Source organism: Bradyrhizobium monzae, assembly GCF_021458635.1.
In the GTDB taxonomy this organism is placed as follows: Bacteria; Pseudomonadota; Alphaproteobacteria; order Rhizobiales; family Xanthobacteraceae; genus Bradyrhizobium.
On the sequence record NZ_JAIRDQ010000009.1, the window covers coordinates 289367 to 305052 of the forward strand.

Here is a 15686-nt window from a genome sequence, read left to right on the forward strand (position 1 = left end):
CAAACGGAAAACGCGCCGGATTTTCGCCCCGCGCGCCTTGTCTGTCCCGCCATCCTCGCCTAGAACACGCCCAACCACGGGGCTCCGCCCCCGATTTTGGCGCCTTGGAGAGGTGGCAGAGTGGTTGATTGTACCGCACTCGAAATGCGGCATAGGTGCAAGCCTATCGGGGGTTCGAATCCCTCCCTCTCCGCCATCTCAAAGCAGCGCCGCAAAGCTCCACAAAGTCAGCCTGACGCCGGCGCCACTCGCGCGGCGAAAACCGTCCGTGCCGTCGCCACAAAGGCCTGCGCCGCCGGCGACAGCGATCGACCCTGCCGTTGCAGTAGTGATACCGGTCGCGCGATGGCCGGCCGCACCAGGGGCCTCGCGATCAGGGTGGGAAACTGGTCGGCCGGCAGCATCGTGGCGGGAAGGATGGCAAGTCCCAGCCCCTGCGCCGTCATGGCGAGCGCGGTGTTGATGAGCGTGACCTCATGGGTGGGCGTGAGGCGCTTGCCCTGCGCGCTCAGCGCCTGATCGATCTGCATGCGGATGCGCGTCTCGCGCCGCATCGCGATCGTCGGCCATTCCGCCACCTCTTCCCATGTCAGGGAATGCCGCGCGGCGAAGTCGGCCGTGCGGCGGCCGATGGCGCTGAGGCGACCGCGGGTCAGGGTCTCGATCGTCATCTCCGCGAATTCACCTTCCACGCTGCCGATCGCGAATTCCGCATCCGTTGAGATCATGCGTGGAACGAGATCGTCGGCCGCCATGTCGCGCATGTCGATCTCGATGTCGGGATGGGCGGCGCGGAATGTCGCCAGCACCCTCGGCAGCAACGCCGATGCGGCGCCGGCGGAGGCCAGAAACGCGACGCGGCCAGCGCGCGCCTGCGCGAGGTCGCGCATGCGCCGCGACAGGCCGAGCGCATCGCCCAGAATCCGTTCGGCGGAATGATAGGCCTCGTCGGCCGCCGGCGTCGGCTGCACGGAGCGCGTGGAGCGGTCGAACAGCCTGACGCCGAGCTGGACCTCGAGCTGCTGGATCAAGAGGCTTGCCGCGGATTGCGTGATTCCGAGCTCGCGTGCCGCCCGCGTGATGCTGCGCGTGCGATACACGCCGGTGAAAGCCCGCAGTTGCCGCAAGGTGACGTTCATAGGTTAAGCTCATGAATTGATGAGTTCTTTCCGGCTAATCTTATAAGCGAGCCTGCAATAAAATGCATGCGGCACAAGCGGCAAAGTCCGCGGCCTTGGGCGCTGCGTTGGGATGGAGACGAGCATGAGGACACAGGTCCTGATCGTGGGTGCCGGCCCGGTCGGATTGACCGCGGCCATGGATCTGGCCTCGCGCGGCATCGACGTCGTCGTCGCCGAGATCCGCCATGCCGGCGACCCGCCCAATGTCAAATGCAATCACGTCTCGGCGCGCTCGATGGAAGTCTTCCGGAGGCTCGGTGTGGCGGCAAAGCTGCGCGACGCGGGCCTGCCCGCGGACTTCCCGAACGATTGCTCCTACCGGACGACGGCGACCGGCATCGAGCTCTGCCGCATCGACATTCCTTCCCGCGCCCGCCGCTACAGCGCAACCGGCGGCCCCGACACCTGGTGGCCGACGCCCGAGCCGCCGCACCGGATCAACCAGGTCTATCTCGAGCCGATCCTGTTCGGCCACGCTGCCGCCCAGCCGCGCATCACCATTCTGGCGCGCACGGAAATCACCGAGATGGAGCAGGACGATGACCGCGTTGTCGCGCATGCGCGCAACCTCGACAGCGGAGAGGCGCTTCGCATCGAGGCCAGTTTTCTCATCGGCTGCGACGGCAGCCGCTCGCTGGTTCGCAAGGCGATCGGCGCCAGCCTGTCCGGAACGCCGGTGATCCAGCGCGTGCAATCGACCTTTATCGAAGCGCCGCAACTGAAGGAATTGATGGGCGTGCACAAGCCGGCCTGGATGGTGCTCTCGCTCAATCCGCGACGCTCGGGCACGACGGTGGCGATCGACGGTCACGACCGCTGGCTGATCCACAATCATCTCAAGCCCGACGAACCCGAGTTCGACTCGGTCGACCGCGACTGGTCGATCCGCGCCATCCTCGGCGTTGACGAGCGCTTCGCATACAAAATCCTCAGCAAGGAAGACTGGGTCGGGCGCCGGCTGGTGGCCGATCGCTTCCGCGACCGCAGGGTGTTCATCTGCGGTGATGCCGCGCATCTGTGGATGCCTTACGCGGGCTATGGCATGAATGCCGGTATCGCAGACGCCGTCAATCTCTGCTGGCAACTGGCGGCGCATCTGAACGGCTGGGCGCAGGCTTCGATCCTCGATGCCTACGAGGCGGAACGTCAGCCCATCACGGACCAGGTATCGCGCTTCGCGATGGACCACGCGATGAAGATGATGGCGCAGCGCGGCGGCGTGTCCGCAGAGATCGAGGACGACACGCCGCGTGGCCACGCGGCGCGCGCGGCACTGGCGAGAGCAGCCTATGATCTCAACGTGCAGCAATATTGCTGCGCCGGATTGAACTTCGGCTACTACTACGACACCTCGCCGATCATCGCCTATGACGGCGAGACGCCGCCTCCTTATGCGATGGGCAGCTTCACGCCTTCCACCGTGCCGGGCGCCCGAGCGCCGCACGTTTTCTTGCGCGACGGGCGATCGCTCTACGACGCATTCGGGACGGGCTACAATCTGCTGCGGTTCGATCCGGCGATCGATGTGGGGCGATTGCAGTCCGCCGCAGAAGCGCGTGGCGTTCCGCTCGCATTGATCGACGTCGCGCCGGACGAGGCCAACGGCGCCTATGCCGAGAAGCTCGTCCTGGTGCGGCCCGACCAGCACATCGCCTGGCGCGGGCAGGCGGCGCCTGAAAATCCACAAGCCTTGTTGGCGCGTCTCACTGGCGTGGCAGCGTAGGCAAATCGTAAAAGGTACCAAGGAGGAGAGCGTGTTTCACGTTGCAAGGCGCCGCATTCTGGCTGGGCTGTCGGCTGCTGTTCTCGCCGCGTTGCCACTGCAGGCGGTCGACGCGGCCTATCCGGAGCAGTTGATCAAGATCATCGTGACCTTCCCGCCCGGCGGCAGCGCCGACACCGTCATCCGCGCGCTGGAGCCGCTCGTCACCGCCGAGCTCAAGCAGAGCCTGGTGATCGAGAACCGCGCCGGGGCCGGGGGCAATATCGGCATGGCCGCGGTCGCGCAGGCCAAGCCCGACGGCTACACGCTCGGCGTCGCGCCGGCGGGCGCGCTGACGGTGAACCCGCATCTCAATTCGTCGATGCCGTTCGATCCGAAGGATCTCGCGCCGATCACGCTGCTTGCGGAAATTCCCTTCGTGCTCGTCTCGTCGGCCGACATTCCAGCGCACAATGTCGCGGAGGCGATCGCACTCGCCAAGGCGAAGCCCGGCGCGCTGTCGATCGGCCATGGCGGCAATTCGACGGCGATGCATTTGACAGCCGCGCTGTTCACGCAGAAGGCCGGGATCGACATGGAGCTGGTCCCATATCGCGGGACAGCGCCCGCGGCGGTCGACGTCCTCGCGGGCCATGTGCCCTTCGCGGTGCTGGATATTCCTGCGTCGATGCAATTGATTCTCGACGGCAAGCTCAACGCGATCGGTGTGTCTTCGGCGCGCCGTGTTCCTTCGCTGCCCAAGGTGCCGACGCTCGCCGAAAGCGGCATTGCGGGCTTCGAATCCGTCGGCTGGTTCGGGCTGGTCGCTCCTTCAGGCACACCTCCCGACATCATCGCCAGACTGAACGAGGCCTTCGTAAAAGCCCTGAAGGACCCGTCGGTGGCCGAGAAGATCCGGACCCTCGGTGCAGAGCCCGCGCCGACTTCCCCGGAAGAGTTCAGCCGCTTCATTCAGAGCGAAAGCACGAAATGGGGCAAGCTCATCAGCGGGGCCGGCATCAAGGCGAACTAGGCGCGGGGCACGCAAAGTGGGTCCCGCGATTGCGGATCTGCACCGCAACGGTGATAGGTTGAACCTGCCGCCGGCGCGGCCCGACCAACGTCCCGCGGCCGGCTGGGAGCCAGCCGCCGGCCGGCAGTCAGGTGATCCGCGACGATGTTCGACAAGACCTACCGGCAGCGCCTCGAAGCTGATCTTGCGCAATGGGAGGCCGATGGCGTGATCGCGCCGGCCGCCGCCGCCTCGATCCGCAATGTCTTGCCGCCGCTCTCGCCCGGCATCAATATCGCGGTGGTCGTCGCCATCGTCGGCGGCCTGCTGATCGCGGCCGCCTTCCTTGCCTTCGTCGCGGCGCACTGGACCGAGATCGCGCGGCTGTTGCGCTTTGCGATCCTGCTTGCCGGCATGGCCGTCGCCGGCGGCCTCGGGGCGTGGTTCGCGGCGACGGGCCGCATTGTTCTCGCCGATCTCTGCGCGAGCGTCAGTGCGATCATCTTCGGCGCAGGCATCGCGCTGGTCGGCCAGATGTATCATCTCGGCGACGATTTTGCCGGCGGCATGCTGTTGTGGTCGATCGGCGCATTTGCCGCGGCCCTGCTGACCGGCTCGCGCGGCGCGCTTGCGGTCGGGCTCGCGGCCGCCTGCATCTGGACCTGCATGCGCGTCTATGATGCGCCGGACGCCTTTCATCTTCGGTTCGTGGTGGTCTGGCTCATCGCCGCCGCTGTCGCGTTGGCGTGGAATTCCCGGGTCGCTGCCCATCTCGTCGGGATTGCGGTGCTTCCATGGTGGATCGCGACGTCGCTTCGCTTCGACTTCGATGGTGTGCAGCCGTCCTTCGTGCTGGCGAACGGTGCGGCCCTGCTGCTCGGCGCCGGGCTCGCGATCGCCGCCGCGCCGTCGCCGCGGGCGCGTCGGCTTGGATCTGTTCTGGCGGTCTACGGCGCATTTTCGCTGACCATCGTCGCCTTCCTGGAGGTGTCGACAGTCGACGATCTCTTCCGCCTTCGGACGGCCACGATGACGGCCCAGCCGCTGTGGGCAATTGTGTGCGGCGTCGCAGGTGTGGTTCTTGCGCTCGCGTCCGCCGGGATCACGAAGCGGGTTGGCGAAGTCCTCGCAGCATGTGCGATTGGCCTCGTGCTGGTCGCGGCGCCGATCTGGCCAGCATCCGCCGCCGGCGAGCCATGGTTCGCCTATGCCGCGCTGCTTTGCGGCATGCTGTGCCTCGTCGTCTCCGGCGTGCTCGACGATGTGCGTCCACGCATCGTTGCCGGCTGGCTCGGCATCGCCGGCGTCATCGCTGCGATCACCTGGGCAGTGAAGGGCTCACTGCTGCGCCGCTCGGCCTTCCTGGCGGTGGCCGGCGTCGTCGCCGTCGCATTCGCAACCGCGCTCAATCGCGCGCTGCCGAGGGCTGACCGATGATCAGGCTCACCGCTCTATGGCAACGCATCCCGAAGGCCGTGCTGTTCGGCGCCGCCGTCCTGCTTCAATGCGCGCTGCTGATTCTGATGGTTGCCGACCGCGTGCGGATCCTGCGCGAGGGTCGCGAGGTGACCCTGCAGACCCGGCCGGTCGATCCGCGCGATCTCCTGCGCGGCGACTATGTCGTGCTCGGCTACGATATCTCGCAACTGCCGGCGGGCGCGCTCGCCGGCCAGCCGACGGCCGAGCGCAATCCCGTCGTTTTCGTCAAGCTCGCGCCCGATGCCAACGGCCTCTATCAGGCCGTTTCGGTGCATGCCGAGCCAGTGGCTGTCACGGCGCCCGAAGTGCTGATCCGTGGCCGCGTCAGTTATTCCTGCGGTTCGACCAGCCGCACCTTCTGCGACAAGCTGACGGTCAGATACGGCCTCGAAAGCTATTTCGTGCCCGAAGGCGAGGGCAAGACGCTCGAGCAGGCCCGCAACCAGCAGAAGCTGCGCGTCGTCGCCGCGGTGCTGCCCTCAGGGCGCGCAGCCATCAAGCGGCTGCTGCTCGACGGCGAGCCGGTCTACGAGGAGCCGTGGTATTAACGGTTGGACTGCGCCTTCAACGCCCGTCGCAGCACGTCCCACATCCGCGGATCGCTCATATGTGTCACGTTGAAGCGCAAAAAGTTTTGCGCGGTCTGCGACACGCTGAACACGTTGCCCGGCGCGAGCACGACGTCCTCTTCGAGCGCGGCGCGCGCAACGGCTGTGGCATCCTGCCCGTCGGCGAGGCGGCACCACAGGAAGAATCCGCCGCGCGGCATCAGCCAGGGTTCGATCCCCAACGCCCCAAGTTTTCGCGCGACGTCGCGTCGGGTGCGCGTGAGCTTTTGCCTGAGTTCGTCCATGTGCTTGCGATAGCTGCCGCCAGCCAGCACTTTTGCGATGATCTCGGTCGCCACCGGGCTCGGGCCGCCGAAGCTGGTCGCGACCTGGAGGTCGACGAGATGCTCGACCCAGTCGGCCCGCGCGGCGATGTAGCCGCAGCGCACCGATGCCGACAGCGTCTTGGAGAAGCTGCCGATGCGGATTACACGGTTCAGCCCATCCAGCGCGGCCAGACGCGGCGATCGCTCCGGCTCGAAGTCACCAAAAATGTCGTCCTCGATGATGGTGAGGTCGTGCGTGGCGGCCGCGGTCAGAAGCCGGTGCGCGGTCTGGAGCGAGAGCGTCGCCCCGGTTGGATTGTGCAGCGCTGAATTGGTGATGTAGAGCCGCGGCCGTTCGCTGCCAAGAATCTGCTCGAAGCGCGTGACATCGGGGCCCGACGGCGTGTAGGGCACGCTGACGATTTTGGCTTGATGCGCGCACAGCAGCGCACGGAAATTGAAGTAGCAGGGATCGTCGACCAGCACGGTGTCGCCGGGCCGCAGCAGGAAGCGGCAAATCAGGTCGGTCGCCTGCGTGCCCGAACCCGTCAGCATCAGCTGGTTGATCGAGGCCTCGATCTCGTCTTCGGCGAGGCGCGCGCGCAGCAGCCGGCGCAGCGCGGGCGAGCCTGATGTCGAGCCGTAATTGGTCAGCAGGCTCGCGTCGGTGCGGGCCAGTGCGCGGGTGGCGCGGCGCAGTGCCGCTTCCGGCATCCATTCCGGCGGCAGCCAGCCGCAACCGGGTTTTGGCACGGCAGCGTCGGCGTCGAGCGATTGCCTGGAGACCCAGAACGGATCGACCGCCCGATCGCGGCGCGGCTCGACCTCGCTCAACGCGAGCGGCGGCGTGACCGTCGGCGACACATAGAAGCCTGAACCGCGGCGCGCGCGGATCAGGCCTTCCGCGGCGAGGCGATCATAGGCGTCCACCACCGTGGACGGCGAGACGGCCATGGTGGCGGCCAAGCTGCGGATCGACGGCAGGCGGTCGCCGGCACTGAGCGCGCGTCCGGCGATCTTGGCACGGATCGCGCGCATCACGTCGATGGTCCGGGTGCCGCCGCGACCCTTCACTCGCGCTTCGATATCCAAAGTGTATTGCCTTCCATGCCAATACAGTTTGGCCAAATTGTACTGGATTGTGACTGGTCTCGCCACCGCCGAAAGCCGAGGATGGCAGCTCGAAACAGTGGGACGGACATGCAATCTGCGGGCAGCGGCTGGGGCAACGGGCTTCTCGGCGTCATCATCTTCAGCGGCTCGCTGCCGGCGACGCGCGTCGCGGTCGGCGGCTTCTCGGCGCTGTTCCTGACGTCCGCGCGGGCGATCATCGCGGCGCTGATCGGTGCGGTGGTGCTCGGACTGCTGCGCCAGGCGTGGCCGGAGCGCAGGGATCTTGCCTCGCTGACCATCGTCTCCATCGGCGTCGTGGTCGGCTTCCCCTTGCTGACGGCGTTGACGCTCCAGCACATCACCTCGGCGCATTCGATCGTCTTCATCGGCTTGCTGCCGCTGTCGACCGCGGTCTTCGCCGTGCTGCGCGGCGGAGAGCGGCCGCAGCCGCTGTTCTGGCTGTTCGCAATTCTCGGCAGCGCCACGGTGGCGGGCTTTGCCCTTTCTAATGACGGCACCGCATCGGTCACTGGCGATCTCCTGATGGTGGCCGCGATCGTGCTGTGCGGGCTCGGCTATGCCGAGGGTGCCGCGCTGTCACGCCGGATCGGCGGCTGGCAAGTCATCTCCTGGGCGTTGCTGCTGGCGCTGCCGCTGATGCTGCCGGTCATGATCTGGACCTGGCCGCCGACATGGAGCGGTGTCGGTGCGCCGGCCTGGATCGGGCTTGCCTACGTCTCGATCTTCAGCATGTTCGTCGGATTCATCTTCTGGTATCGCGGGCTCGCGATCGGCGGCATCGCGCGCGTCGGCCAGCTGCAGCAGCTGCAGCCTTTCTTCGGCCTCGCGCTGGCCGGCTTCCTGCTGCACGAGCCGGTGGCATGGAGCATGATCGCCGCGACCGCGCTGGTCGTGGTCTGCGTCTTCTTCGCGCGGCGATACGCCTGAAGCCCTCGCACCTCACTCCTGCAGCATCACCGTCCGTGTCTGTGTGCTTCTTGCAAATTTCTTCAGCGGCATCGGCTTGCCGAACAGATAGCCCTGCACCAGGTCGAAACCGAGCTCGTTGACGGCCATCAAATCGGCGCGGCTCTCGACGCCCTCGGCAACGGTGCGCGCGCCGTAGCCCTGCACGAGCTCGACGATGTGACGGCACACCGTCCGCTTCAGCCGGTCGTTGCCACAGCCGGTGACGAATTGCCGGTCGGCCTTCAGCTCGATGAAGGGGATCTTGTCCAGCCCCATCAGCGCCGGCCAGTTGGCGCCGAGATTGTCGATCGACAGGCCGATATTGTGGAAACTCATTTCGCGCGCGATCTCGCTGAGGAAGGCGAGGTCGTCGAGCGCCTCTGCGCTGTCGATCTCGATCGTCAGCCCGCCGAAGGCCGGATGTGTCGGCACCCTGCGGCAGAGGTCGCGCACCGCCAGCGGCTCCCTGAGGTAGGGCGCAGGCAGGTTGATCGACAGATCGACCGCACTCTGCCGCTCCAGAAGATAGTGCCAATCCTGCAGTGCGCGCTCGATCACGAACTCCGACAGGTCGCGGAAATGGGGATCGTTCTCTTCCGGGATGAAATAGGCCGGGGGCACCACGCCCCAGGTCGGGTGCCGCATCCGCACCAGCGCCTCGGCGCCGCAGCGGACCAGCGAGCGCGCGTCGATTTTCGACTGGTACCAGAGCTCGAGCCAGCCCGCATGAAGGGCCTCGCCAACATGCACGGCCGGGCTCGGCGCGGGCTCCTCGGGCAGCAGCATCGCGACGCGCTCGCGCAGCGTCTCCGCGGCAAAGGGGGTGGTAAGCGGCGGCAGCATCGCAAGTCCGTATTCCTCGCCGACCTGCTGCACGGCCTTCACGATGATCGACTCGCGGGCGCCGACGGTCAAAACCCTGCCGTCGAAGGCCTCGCGCACCAGGATCTCCAGGAATTGGCCGGGCTCGATGCCGTCGGCGGCGATGCCGAGCAGGATCAGGTCCGGCAGGTCGGTGGCGAGCATGACCTGCAGCTCGCTCGCACTGCTGCATTCGCTGGTGACGAAGCCGAGATCCTCGAGCACCTCGCTCATGAAGGCGCGCAGATGGCGCTTGCTGTCGGCCACGCATGCGCGCGGCATCATTTTCCGCCGTCCGAAGGTTTTCAACCTCGGTCCGGCGAGTTCACCAATCTGATCGTCCATCGCAAACCACTCCCGTTCCGCGGCCGGTGTTAGCGACGGGAGCAGTTTCAAATAAGGAGGGCTTCAGCCGATTGTTGAATTATCTGGGTAACGTTAAAGCACCCATCATTCCTAAAATTGTTCGGATTCTCTTCGAGAAGTTTTTACGTCTGCCCCCGCCTTGCGCCCGCGCGTGCGACAATCATGCGAGATTTTTGCGACGTGCAGCTCGGCGGCGCGTACGGCCGTGTCCTGTAATTGGACGAAGCGGTGCGGGCTTCGCCCAATTGAATAATCGATGCCTCATTTGCCTGCGGCTTTGTCGTGCTCGGCCATGCCGACCGACTTGTAGTCATAGGTCGGATAGAACTCGGTGCGGTACGGACCCCACGCGGTGTCCTCGATGATGCGGTTGATCTCCCGCAGCCGCGAGGCCGGCAGTCTCAGTGTAACGACCTGACCGATGCCCATCATCACGTACCAGCTGACGACCTCCACGCCCGCCGGTGGAAAGGCTTTGCGGAAGCCTTGCTTGTCGAGTTGCGCATTCAACTCGCTGAGTGGACGCGACTGGTCGTGTTTGAGGAAGACGGTGAGCAGGACGGCATTGTCGGCCGTCGGCGCGGCACTGCCAGGGGGCGGCGCCGTCTGCGCCATCGTCGCCGGCGTGAGCGCGCATGCGCCCGTCAGCCACGCCGTCACCATCAACGCCAGTCGGATCGATCTCATCGCCCATGTCCTTCCAAATGCCGCATACGATGCACCGGAGAATAGGAGCGATACGTTCGGTCCATGAATTCATTTTCGCGCGATGCGCGCATATTCCCCCGTCGCGCGTGACAGTTATGCGACAACTCGTCCTGGCTTTCGGCCGACGATTGTGAAGCACTTCACATGCGTATTGCGACACCTGCGCTATTGGTCCAGCAGCCGGTGGTGGGCTGTTAAGGATTGCAGCTATGACGACGCGGCGGATGATCTATTGGTGGTTCCGGTTCGTGATGTCAGGGCGATTTCTCGATCGCTTCCTGTGCCTGCCGCACGCGCCCGAATAGCGGGGGGAATTAAGTCGCCCCGATCAATTTCCGAAACGCCGCCGCGCCGTCCTGCACGGCGTCGCGGCCCTTCCAGGCCAGATAGCTCAGCTTGCCGCCCAGCGTATCCTGGCTGCGCAGCCGGCGCGATCCCAGGATGTGACCGACATTGGCGGGAAAGCGACTGACCTCGGCCGACACCAGCGCCGCGATCGCGTCCATCAATTGCCGAAGCCGGACGCCCCATGCGCTCTGCTCGATGCCGTCGATGCGAAGCTTGAGCGCGTGTTCGGCGTCGTAGATTTCGGTGAGCAGGTCGCGCGCGACGAGGAAGCGGTTGTGGCGGAGTGCGATCCGCAGGGTGAGGCGCTTGTCGTCGAGCCGGTCGAGCACCATGGGAACGACGCAAGCATAGGGCGCCGCTGCAACCTCTGCAGCGCTCTTGCTCGCGGCCGCCTTGGTCGCAAGGTATATGAGCTGCCAGAATGTTTTCAGGCGCCTCGCCACCAGCGCCAATGCAAAGGGCAGCGCATCGGGATTGGCCTTCTTGAAGGCGTCGAGCTGCGCGGTGATCTGGGCGAGCTGGCTGTCGTCGAATTTCGTGATGGTTTCGGGCAGCTTCTCGTTGAACTTCGGCAGCGCGTTGCCGGCGCGCAGCACTTGCTGCATCTTCTTCACGTCGTCGAAGGCAGTACGCGAAGCGGTGTATTGCGCGAGCTTGCCGCGCGCGAATTCGGTGCTCTCGGCTGAAGCGAGTGTGTTCTCGAGCACCTTGACGACCTTGACCTGAAAGGTCGTCGCGATCTTCAGCACTTCCTTGGGATTGTTGGCGGTGACCTGGTCGTTGATCGCCTTGACGTAGTCGCGCGCCATGGTCGGCAGCAGGTCGCGGCAGATCCACTCCCAGATCGGGGTGAGCGTGTTGCGCGAGATGTGTCCCGCATTGGCGTGCTCGGGCGCGCCGTCGATCAGCAGCGGCTCGAGCGGCGCGAAGAAGTAGCGCGACGGATTGGTAGCGCGCGCCTGGGTGGATCCGTCCTTGCGGAATTCGGCACGCAGCTTGGCCTGGATATCGCCGGAGCCCGGCATGTCGATGCCGCACAGTTCGAGCCGCTCGAGTTCGCTGAGCAGACAACTGCGCGACAACGGCGTCAGCTTCTGCAGGAACCCCGAAAGCTCGTCGATCTCGTCCATGGCACGCAGTCTCTCGCAACGATTCGAGCAGGCCTACCGGCGGCCCAGTGCATGGAGGCATTTGCGCGCTCTCAATTGTGACAAAGAGAAGCAGGCCGCCGTTAATTTATCGGTAAAATCGGGGGCTCTGGGGTTGGGCGCCGCAGCGATCGTTAAGGCCGCTTTTGCCGTTCCGCCTATGATTTAGGCAGATTTATCAACCCTGACATAGTCAACGTTGCGCCCATGCAAGCACAAATTGTGCCGACGTCGCCATTTCAGCACAGAACTGACAAAATCACCGTAGTCTTACGGAGCAAAAAGTTAAACACAGAACGCACTGGGTTCCGCTAAACGAGTCACATGGGGTCACAGAACGATACGGTTGCTGATTCGCGGCCGTCGGAATGGTTCGAAAGCAGCACTGCTCCGGCCGAAGAGCTTGATTTCGTCCGGCTGAACGCCGCCCGTGCCAAGGCGGCTGACGAGATGGCCGCGGCCATTGCCCGCGAGCTCAACGGCCCCCTGACCGCACTCCTGCTCTACATGGGCGAGATCAAGCACCACAGCGACCAGCTCGCGCCGGTCTCGGCCGACCGGGCCTATTTGCAGCAGGTGGTGGAGAATGCATTGGCGCAGACCGAGCGTGTCTGCGGCCTGGTCAAGCAGCTCGCAGGCTCCCACAAGGGCGCGTTGCCCGCGCCGTCCACTGAGGCCGGTCGCGCACTGCCGGCGCCGCGCGAGACGGTCTCCGAACTCTCGAGCCTGTCGGGCAAGCGGCTGACCAGGCGTGAGCGTGAGGTGCTGCGGTTGATCAGCGAGGGTTTTTCGAACAAGCAGGGGGCGCTGCGGATGCAGATCAGCCCGCGCACCTTCGAGAGCCATCGGGCGGAAGCGATGCGCAAGCTCGGCGCGCGCAACACCGCGGACCTCGTCCGCGCGGCGCTGCTGCATTCGATCGATTGAAGCCGTCGCCTGGCGCCGCCTTGGTGGCGGGATCTGGCCTAGAAGTAATCTTCGGCGAAGGGGCGCGTGCGCGATGTCGGCCGCAGCAGCTTCGGCTCGTCCTTGGGCGCATTCGGGATGATTGTGATGGTCCAGCGAGGCGGGATCGTCGAATCCTGCTCCAGCACCGAGCGGACAAAACCCGTCACCGTGGACTCGCCCGCCTTCACCGTGGCCATCCGGCCGTTGAACTGTGCGATGCGGAAGCGACGGACCTCTTTCTGGTCCGCAGTCTCATAGGTGAACATGGAAACCCTCCTGGTTTCCGGCGACTATCGCTACCTATGATTAGTCATCTGTGAAAATTGCAAACCGTATAAGTACGGCGGGCTGCAGGCGGGGATGGTCAGCCCTGCGGCTCCTGGGCCTTCGCGGCGGCGAAGGCCTCATCCATCTGCTGCAGCAGGTCGCCGAATTCGGCGTCGTCCAGGATGTCGGCGGTGCTCTCGAGTCGCAGCGCCAGCGCCGCGAGCCGAAGATAGCCGAACGTCCTGGCCGTGCTTTTCAGCGAATGCGCCTCGCGCGCGATCCGGCCGCGATGCTGGCCGAGCGCCAGCGTATGAAACAGCTTGAGCCGCGCGCTCGTCTCGCCCCAGAACACCGCGCGCACTTCCTGGGCGCCGTCCTCGCCGATCTCGCGCACCAGCACGGCGAACGCGCCTGGCTCGCGCAGCGGCTCACCCTCACGCAGGGGTGCGGTATCGAGCGCGCCCTGCGCGGGCGCGAAAGCGGCGTCGAACATGGTGTCCCGGTCCCCGTGATGCGCGTCGCGGTGCGACGCGTCCGGGATGTCTACGCCATTCCGATTTCGGTTCTGGTCACGAGATATGCGGTGTTTGCAGCCGGGCTTAAGCCCTTGCTTTACTATGTGCCGCGGGCCCGTCAGGCCCGAGCAGCCGGTCGTACTGGCCCTTGACGGTGGCGTAGCATTCGCACGCCGTCTGGCGCAGCCCGTCCAGATTGAGGATCTGGATGTGTCCGCGGCTGTAGTGGATGAAATTGGCCTGCTGCAAGGTATTGGCGACCAGCGACACGCTGTTGCGCCGCGCCCCGATCATCTGTGCCATGGCCTCCTGCGTCAGCAGCAACCGGTAGTCGCCCGACAGATCATGGGTGTGCAGCAGGCAGCGCGACAGCCGCGCCTCCACCGGATGCGCGGCGTTGCAGCCCGCGGTCTGCTGCACCTGCGCGTAGACCGCGAGCCCGTGGCGCGTCAGCAGCGTCCGCAGCGTGGAGCTCTGTTCCGCCGCGATGCGCAGCCGGTCGAGGTCCATCATCGACGCGGCGCCGGGAACCAGCACGACCGCCGTGTTCAGCGCGCAGGCGTCGCTCATGGTCGAGAGTGTCCCGAGCAGGCTGTCGCGGCCGATCATGGCCACCTGCACATGCTCGCCCTTGGCAAGTTTCACGACCAGCGAGATCACGCCACGATGCGGGAAATAGGCGCGCTTGAGTGTCTCGCCGGTTTCGACCAGCACGGCGTCATGCGGCAGATCGACCGTGCGCAGATGTGCACGGATCAATTCATAATCGTCTGCCGACAGTGCCGACAGGAAACCGTTGGATGGGCGTACCATCGTTTCCACATCTGCCTCCCGTCTCATCCACCGGTGAAACGCCCGACACCGAACCCGCTATCCCTTGTACGATAAGTTCCATCATGTTCGCGGCGGGATATATTGGCAATTGGTTCATTGCTCACTGCTGCCGCTCCCCATCGCCTGATACCGCTTGGTGTGCACGCCGGCATGCAGCCGGCGATGGTAGCGCTCACATCATCGCAAGTTCTCCCGCAAACGCCCGTCATGGCTAGCGGCAATGGTTTGAAAGGTCGCGATTCCAAGCATGGACGCGGTCCCGGTAATGAGCGCGACGGCGTCTGACGTCGCGATCCCGTCAGCGAGCGCCACTCCGCCACCGACCATGCTGCCGCGGCCGAGCATCGCCATCTCGATCGGCTGTCCTTCGGAAAGGCCGACTGTCTTCGAAATGGTTCCAGCGTGCGGAAAGTAGACGTGTTGCAGCGCTGCGCCTGCTTCACCCAGGACAGTTTCTCTGACCAATTCACTCCCGATGAGATGAGGGCGCAACAGATCGAAGTCTGCAGCGTCGAGCATTCGCAGCAATTGGTTGGGCAGTGGTCCGCTCGCAATCATGCAGGATCACCCAGCGCGTTCGATGGGACGTCTGCGTCGCGCTTTCGACATCTGGTTGCGCGTAAAAGTAGTTATATCTTACTGGTTGTGTCGCTGTCTATATACCTGTCGGAGGGCAGACGGCTTGTCGCGCTCGCGGCGGAAATCAGGACGGCGCGCTGATTTGTGCACCACCCGGCAAGCCAGTCCTGCGTCATCAACCGGGAATGAGTGGCAAGGAGGGCTTCATGAGCCGGAAACGGCAATCGACGGCAGACACTGCATCCGCATGTCCTTCGGTCGTCCGCCGGTCCGCACCACCATTCTCCTTCGTCGACTTTTTTCAGCTGTCTGCAATTGCCTCGCGCCATTGCGAAGCATCGTGCCGCGATCGCGCGGCCAGGTTAGCGCGTTATTGTCCGCGACGCTCGTGGGGTAAGAGTCTGTTTACCGCGAGTGCAGTCCTTGCGGATTTCAGCGCAACATCGACAGACGGTCGCACACGCGATTCCGATCGCGTGTGGTTTGATTCAATCCGCGTGGGCCGTGCATATCCCCCGATTTGGGAGCGATTATCTTGCGTATGTCGTGACGACGTTATCGGCGCGTTTACCTGTTGCGCATCCGGCCTGATGCCGCGTGCCGGATTTGCCGAAAACCCCAGTCGCGCGAGGTCGAACGGCAAACTTCGCTTCAATATCCGTATTAGCACGGAGGATGAAATTAACGGGACCGTGAAATGGGTTGTCTAACGATTCGGGAGCGGACTTCCGCCGATTCCAGCGCGGCGCAGATGTCGAGGTCCAGCTCAGTCAAGGCGTAGC

General features: G+C 64.9%; 15 protein-coding genes and 1 tRNA gene. 7 read left to right on the forward strand and 9 right to left on the reverse strand.

Annotated elements, in window-relative coordinates; all coding sequences use genetic code 11:
- Positions 1–106: 106 nt before the first annotated feature.
- Positions 107–196: transfer RNA gene (locus tag K3F49_RS29260), tRNA-Ser, on the forward strand.
- Between the two features lie 31 nt (positions 197–227).
- Here the strand turns inward: K3F49_RS29260 and K3F49_RS29265 are convergent.
- Positions 228–1139: a LysR family transcriptional regulator gene (locus K3F49_RS29265; RefSeq protein WP_234684357.1), complete on the reverse strand. Its 912-nt coding sequence runs from the start codon at positions 1137–1139 to the stop codon at positions 228–230.
- A gap of 124 nt (positions 1140–1263) precedes the next feature.
- Here K3F49_RS29265 and K3F49_RS29270 point away from each other — a divergent pair, with 124 nt between their 5' ends.
- From K3F49_RS29270 to K3F49_RS29285, 4 genes are all read left to right on the forward strand, one after another.
- Positions 1264–2904 (forward strand): FAD-dependent oxidoreductase, encoded by a 1641-nt coding sequence (locus K3F49_RS29270; protein ID WP_234684358.1) that lies wholly within the window; start codon positions 1264–1266, stop codon positions 2902–2904.
- 31 nt (positions 2905–2935) lie between these two features.
- Positions 2936–3916, forward strand: a complete 981-nt coding sequence (locus tag K3F49_RS29275) for a Bug family tripartite tricarboxylate transporter substrate binding protein (RefSeq protein ID WP_234684359.1) — start codon at positions 2936–2938, stop codon at positions 3914–3916.
- 144 nt (positions 3917–4060) lie between these two features.
- Positions 4061–5332, forward strand: coding sequence for a DUF2157 domain-containing protein (locus K3F49_RS29280; protein WP_234684360.1), 1272 nt, complete (start codon positions 4061–4063; stop codon positions 5330–5332).
- On the forward strand, positions 5329–5922 hold the full coding sequence (locus K3F49_RS29285; RefSeq protein WP_234684361.1) for a GDYXXLXY domain-containing protein: 594 nt from the start codon (positions 5329–5331) through the stop codon (positions 5920–5922). The genes K3F49_RS29280 and K3F49_RS29285 overlap by 4 nt, the downstream gene beginning before the upstream one ends.
- Here K3F49_RS29285 and K3F49_RS29290 read toward each other — a convergent pair.
- Positions 5919–7286, reverse strand: coding sequence for an aminotransferase-like domain-containing protein (locus tag K3F49_RS29290; RefSeq protein WP_452101129.1), 1368 nt, complete (start codon positions 7284–7286; stop codon positions 5919–5921). The genes K3F49_RS29285 and K3F49_RS29290 overlap by 4 nt on opposite strands.
- 162 nt (positions 7287–7448) lie before the next feature.
- On the opposite strand from K3F49_RS29290, the gene K3F49_RS29295 reads away from it, so the two are divergent.
- Positions 7449–8309: a DMT family transporter gene (locus K3F49_RS29295; protein ID WP_234684363.1), complete on the forward strand. Its 861-nt coding sequence runs from the start codon at positions 7449–7451 to the stop codon at positions 8307–8309.
- 12 nt (positions 8310–8321) lie between these two features.
- Here the strand turns inward: K3F49_RS29295 and K3F49_RS29300 are convergent, their stop codons facing one another.
- The 3 genes from K3F49_RS29300 to K3F49_RS29310 form a co-directional block, all read right to left on the reverse strand.
- Positions 8322–9536, reverse strand: a complete 1215-nt coding sequence (locus tag K3F49_RS29300; RefSeq protein ID WP_234684364.1) for an EAL domain-containing response regulator — start codon at positions 9534–9536, stop codon at positions 8322–8324.
- Between the two features lie 282 nt (positions 9537–9818).
- Positions 9819–10244, reverse strand: coding sequence for a hypothetical protein (locus K3F49_RS29305; RefSeq protein WP_452101128.1), 426 nt, complete (start codon positions 10242–10244; stop codon positions 9819–9821).
- Positions 10245–10579: 335 nt separating this feature from the next.
- On the reverse strand, positions 10580–11743 hold the full coding sequence (locus tag K3F49_RS29310) for a hypothetical protein (protein WP_234684365.1): 1164 nt from the start codon (positions 11741–11743) through the stop codon (positions 10580–10582).
- A gap of 342 nt (positions 11744–12085) precedes the next feature.
- Here K3F49_RS29310 and K3F49_RS29315 point away from each other — a divergent pair, with 342 nt between their 5' ends.
- Positions 12086–12688, forward strand: a complete 603-nt coding sequence (locus tag K3F49_RS29315; RefSeq protein WP_234684366.1) for a helix-turn-helix domain-containing protein — start codon at positions 12086–12088, stop codon at positions 12686–12688.
- A gap of 38 nt (positions 12689–12726) precedes the next feature.
- Here K3F49_RS29315 and K3F49_RS29320 read toward each other — a convergent pair whose 3' ends face one another.
- The 4 genes from K3F49_RS29320 to K3F49_RS29335 all read right to left on the reverse strand — a co-directional run bounded on the left by K3F49_RS29320 (position 12727) and on the right by K3F49_RS29335 (position 14883).
- Positions 12727–12975 carry a hypothetical protein gene (locus tag K3F49_RS29320; protein ID WP_234684367.1) on the reverse strand — a complete coding sequence of 83 codons (249 nt, stop codon included), beginning with the start codon at positions 12973–12975 and terminating at the stop codon, positions 12727–12729.
- A gap of 98 nt (positions 12976–13073) precedes the next feature.
- Positions 13074–13469 (reverse strand): Hpt domain-containing protein, encoded by a 396-nt coding sequence (locus K3F49_RS29325; RefSeq protein WP_234684368.1) that lies wholly within the window; start codon positions 13467–13469, stop codon positions 13074–13076.
- A gap of 106 nt (positions 13470–13575) precedes the next feature.
- Positions 13576–14304, reverse strand: coding sequence for a Crp/Fnr family transcriptional regulator (locus K3F49_RS29330; protein ID WP_234684369.1), 729 nt, complete (start codon positions 14302–14304; stop codon positions 13576–13578).
- Between the two features lie 198 nt (positions 14305–14502).
- The gene (locus tag K3F49_RS29335) at positions 14503–14883 is read right to left on the reverse strand and encodes a cyclic nucleotide-binding domain-containing protein (RefSeq protein WP_234684370.1); all 381 of its coding nucleotides are present in this window, start codon (positions 14881–14883) and stop codon (positions 14503–14505) included.
- Positions 14884–15686 lie beyond the last annotated feature (803 nt).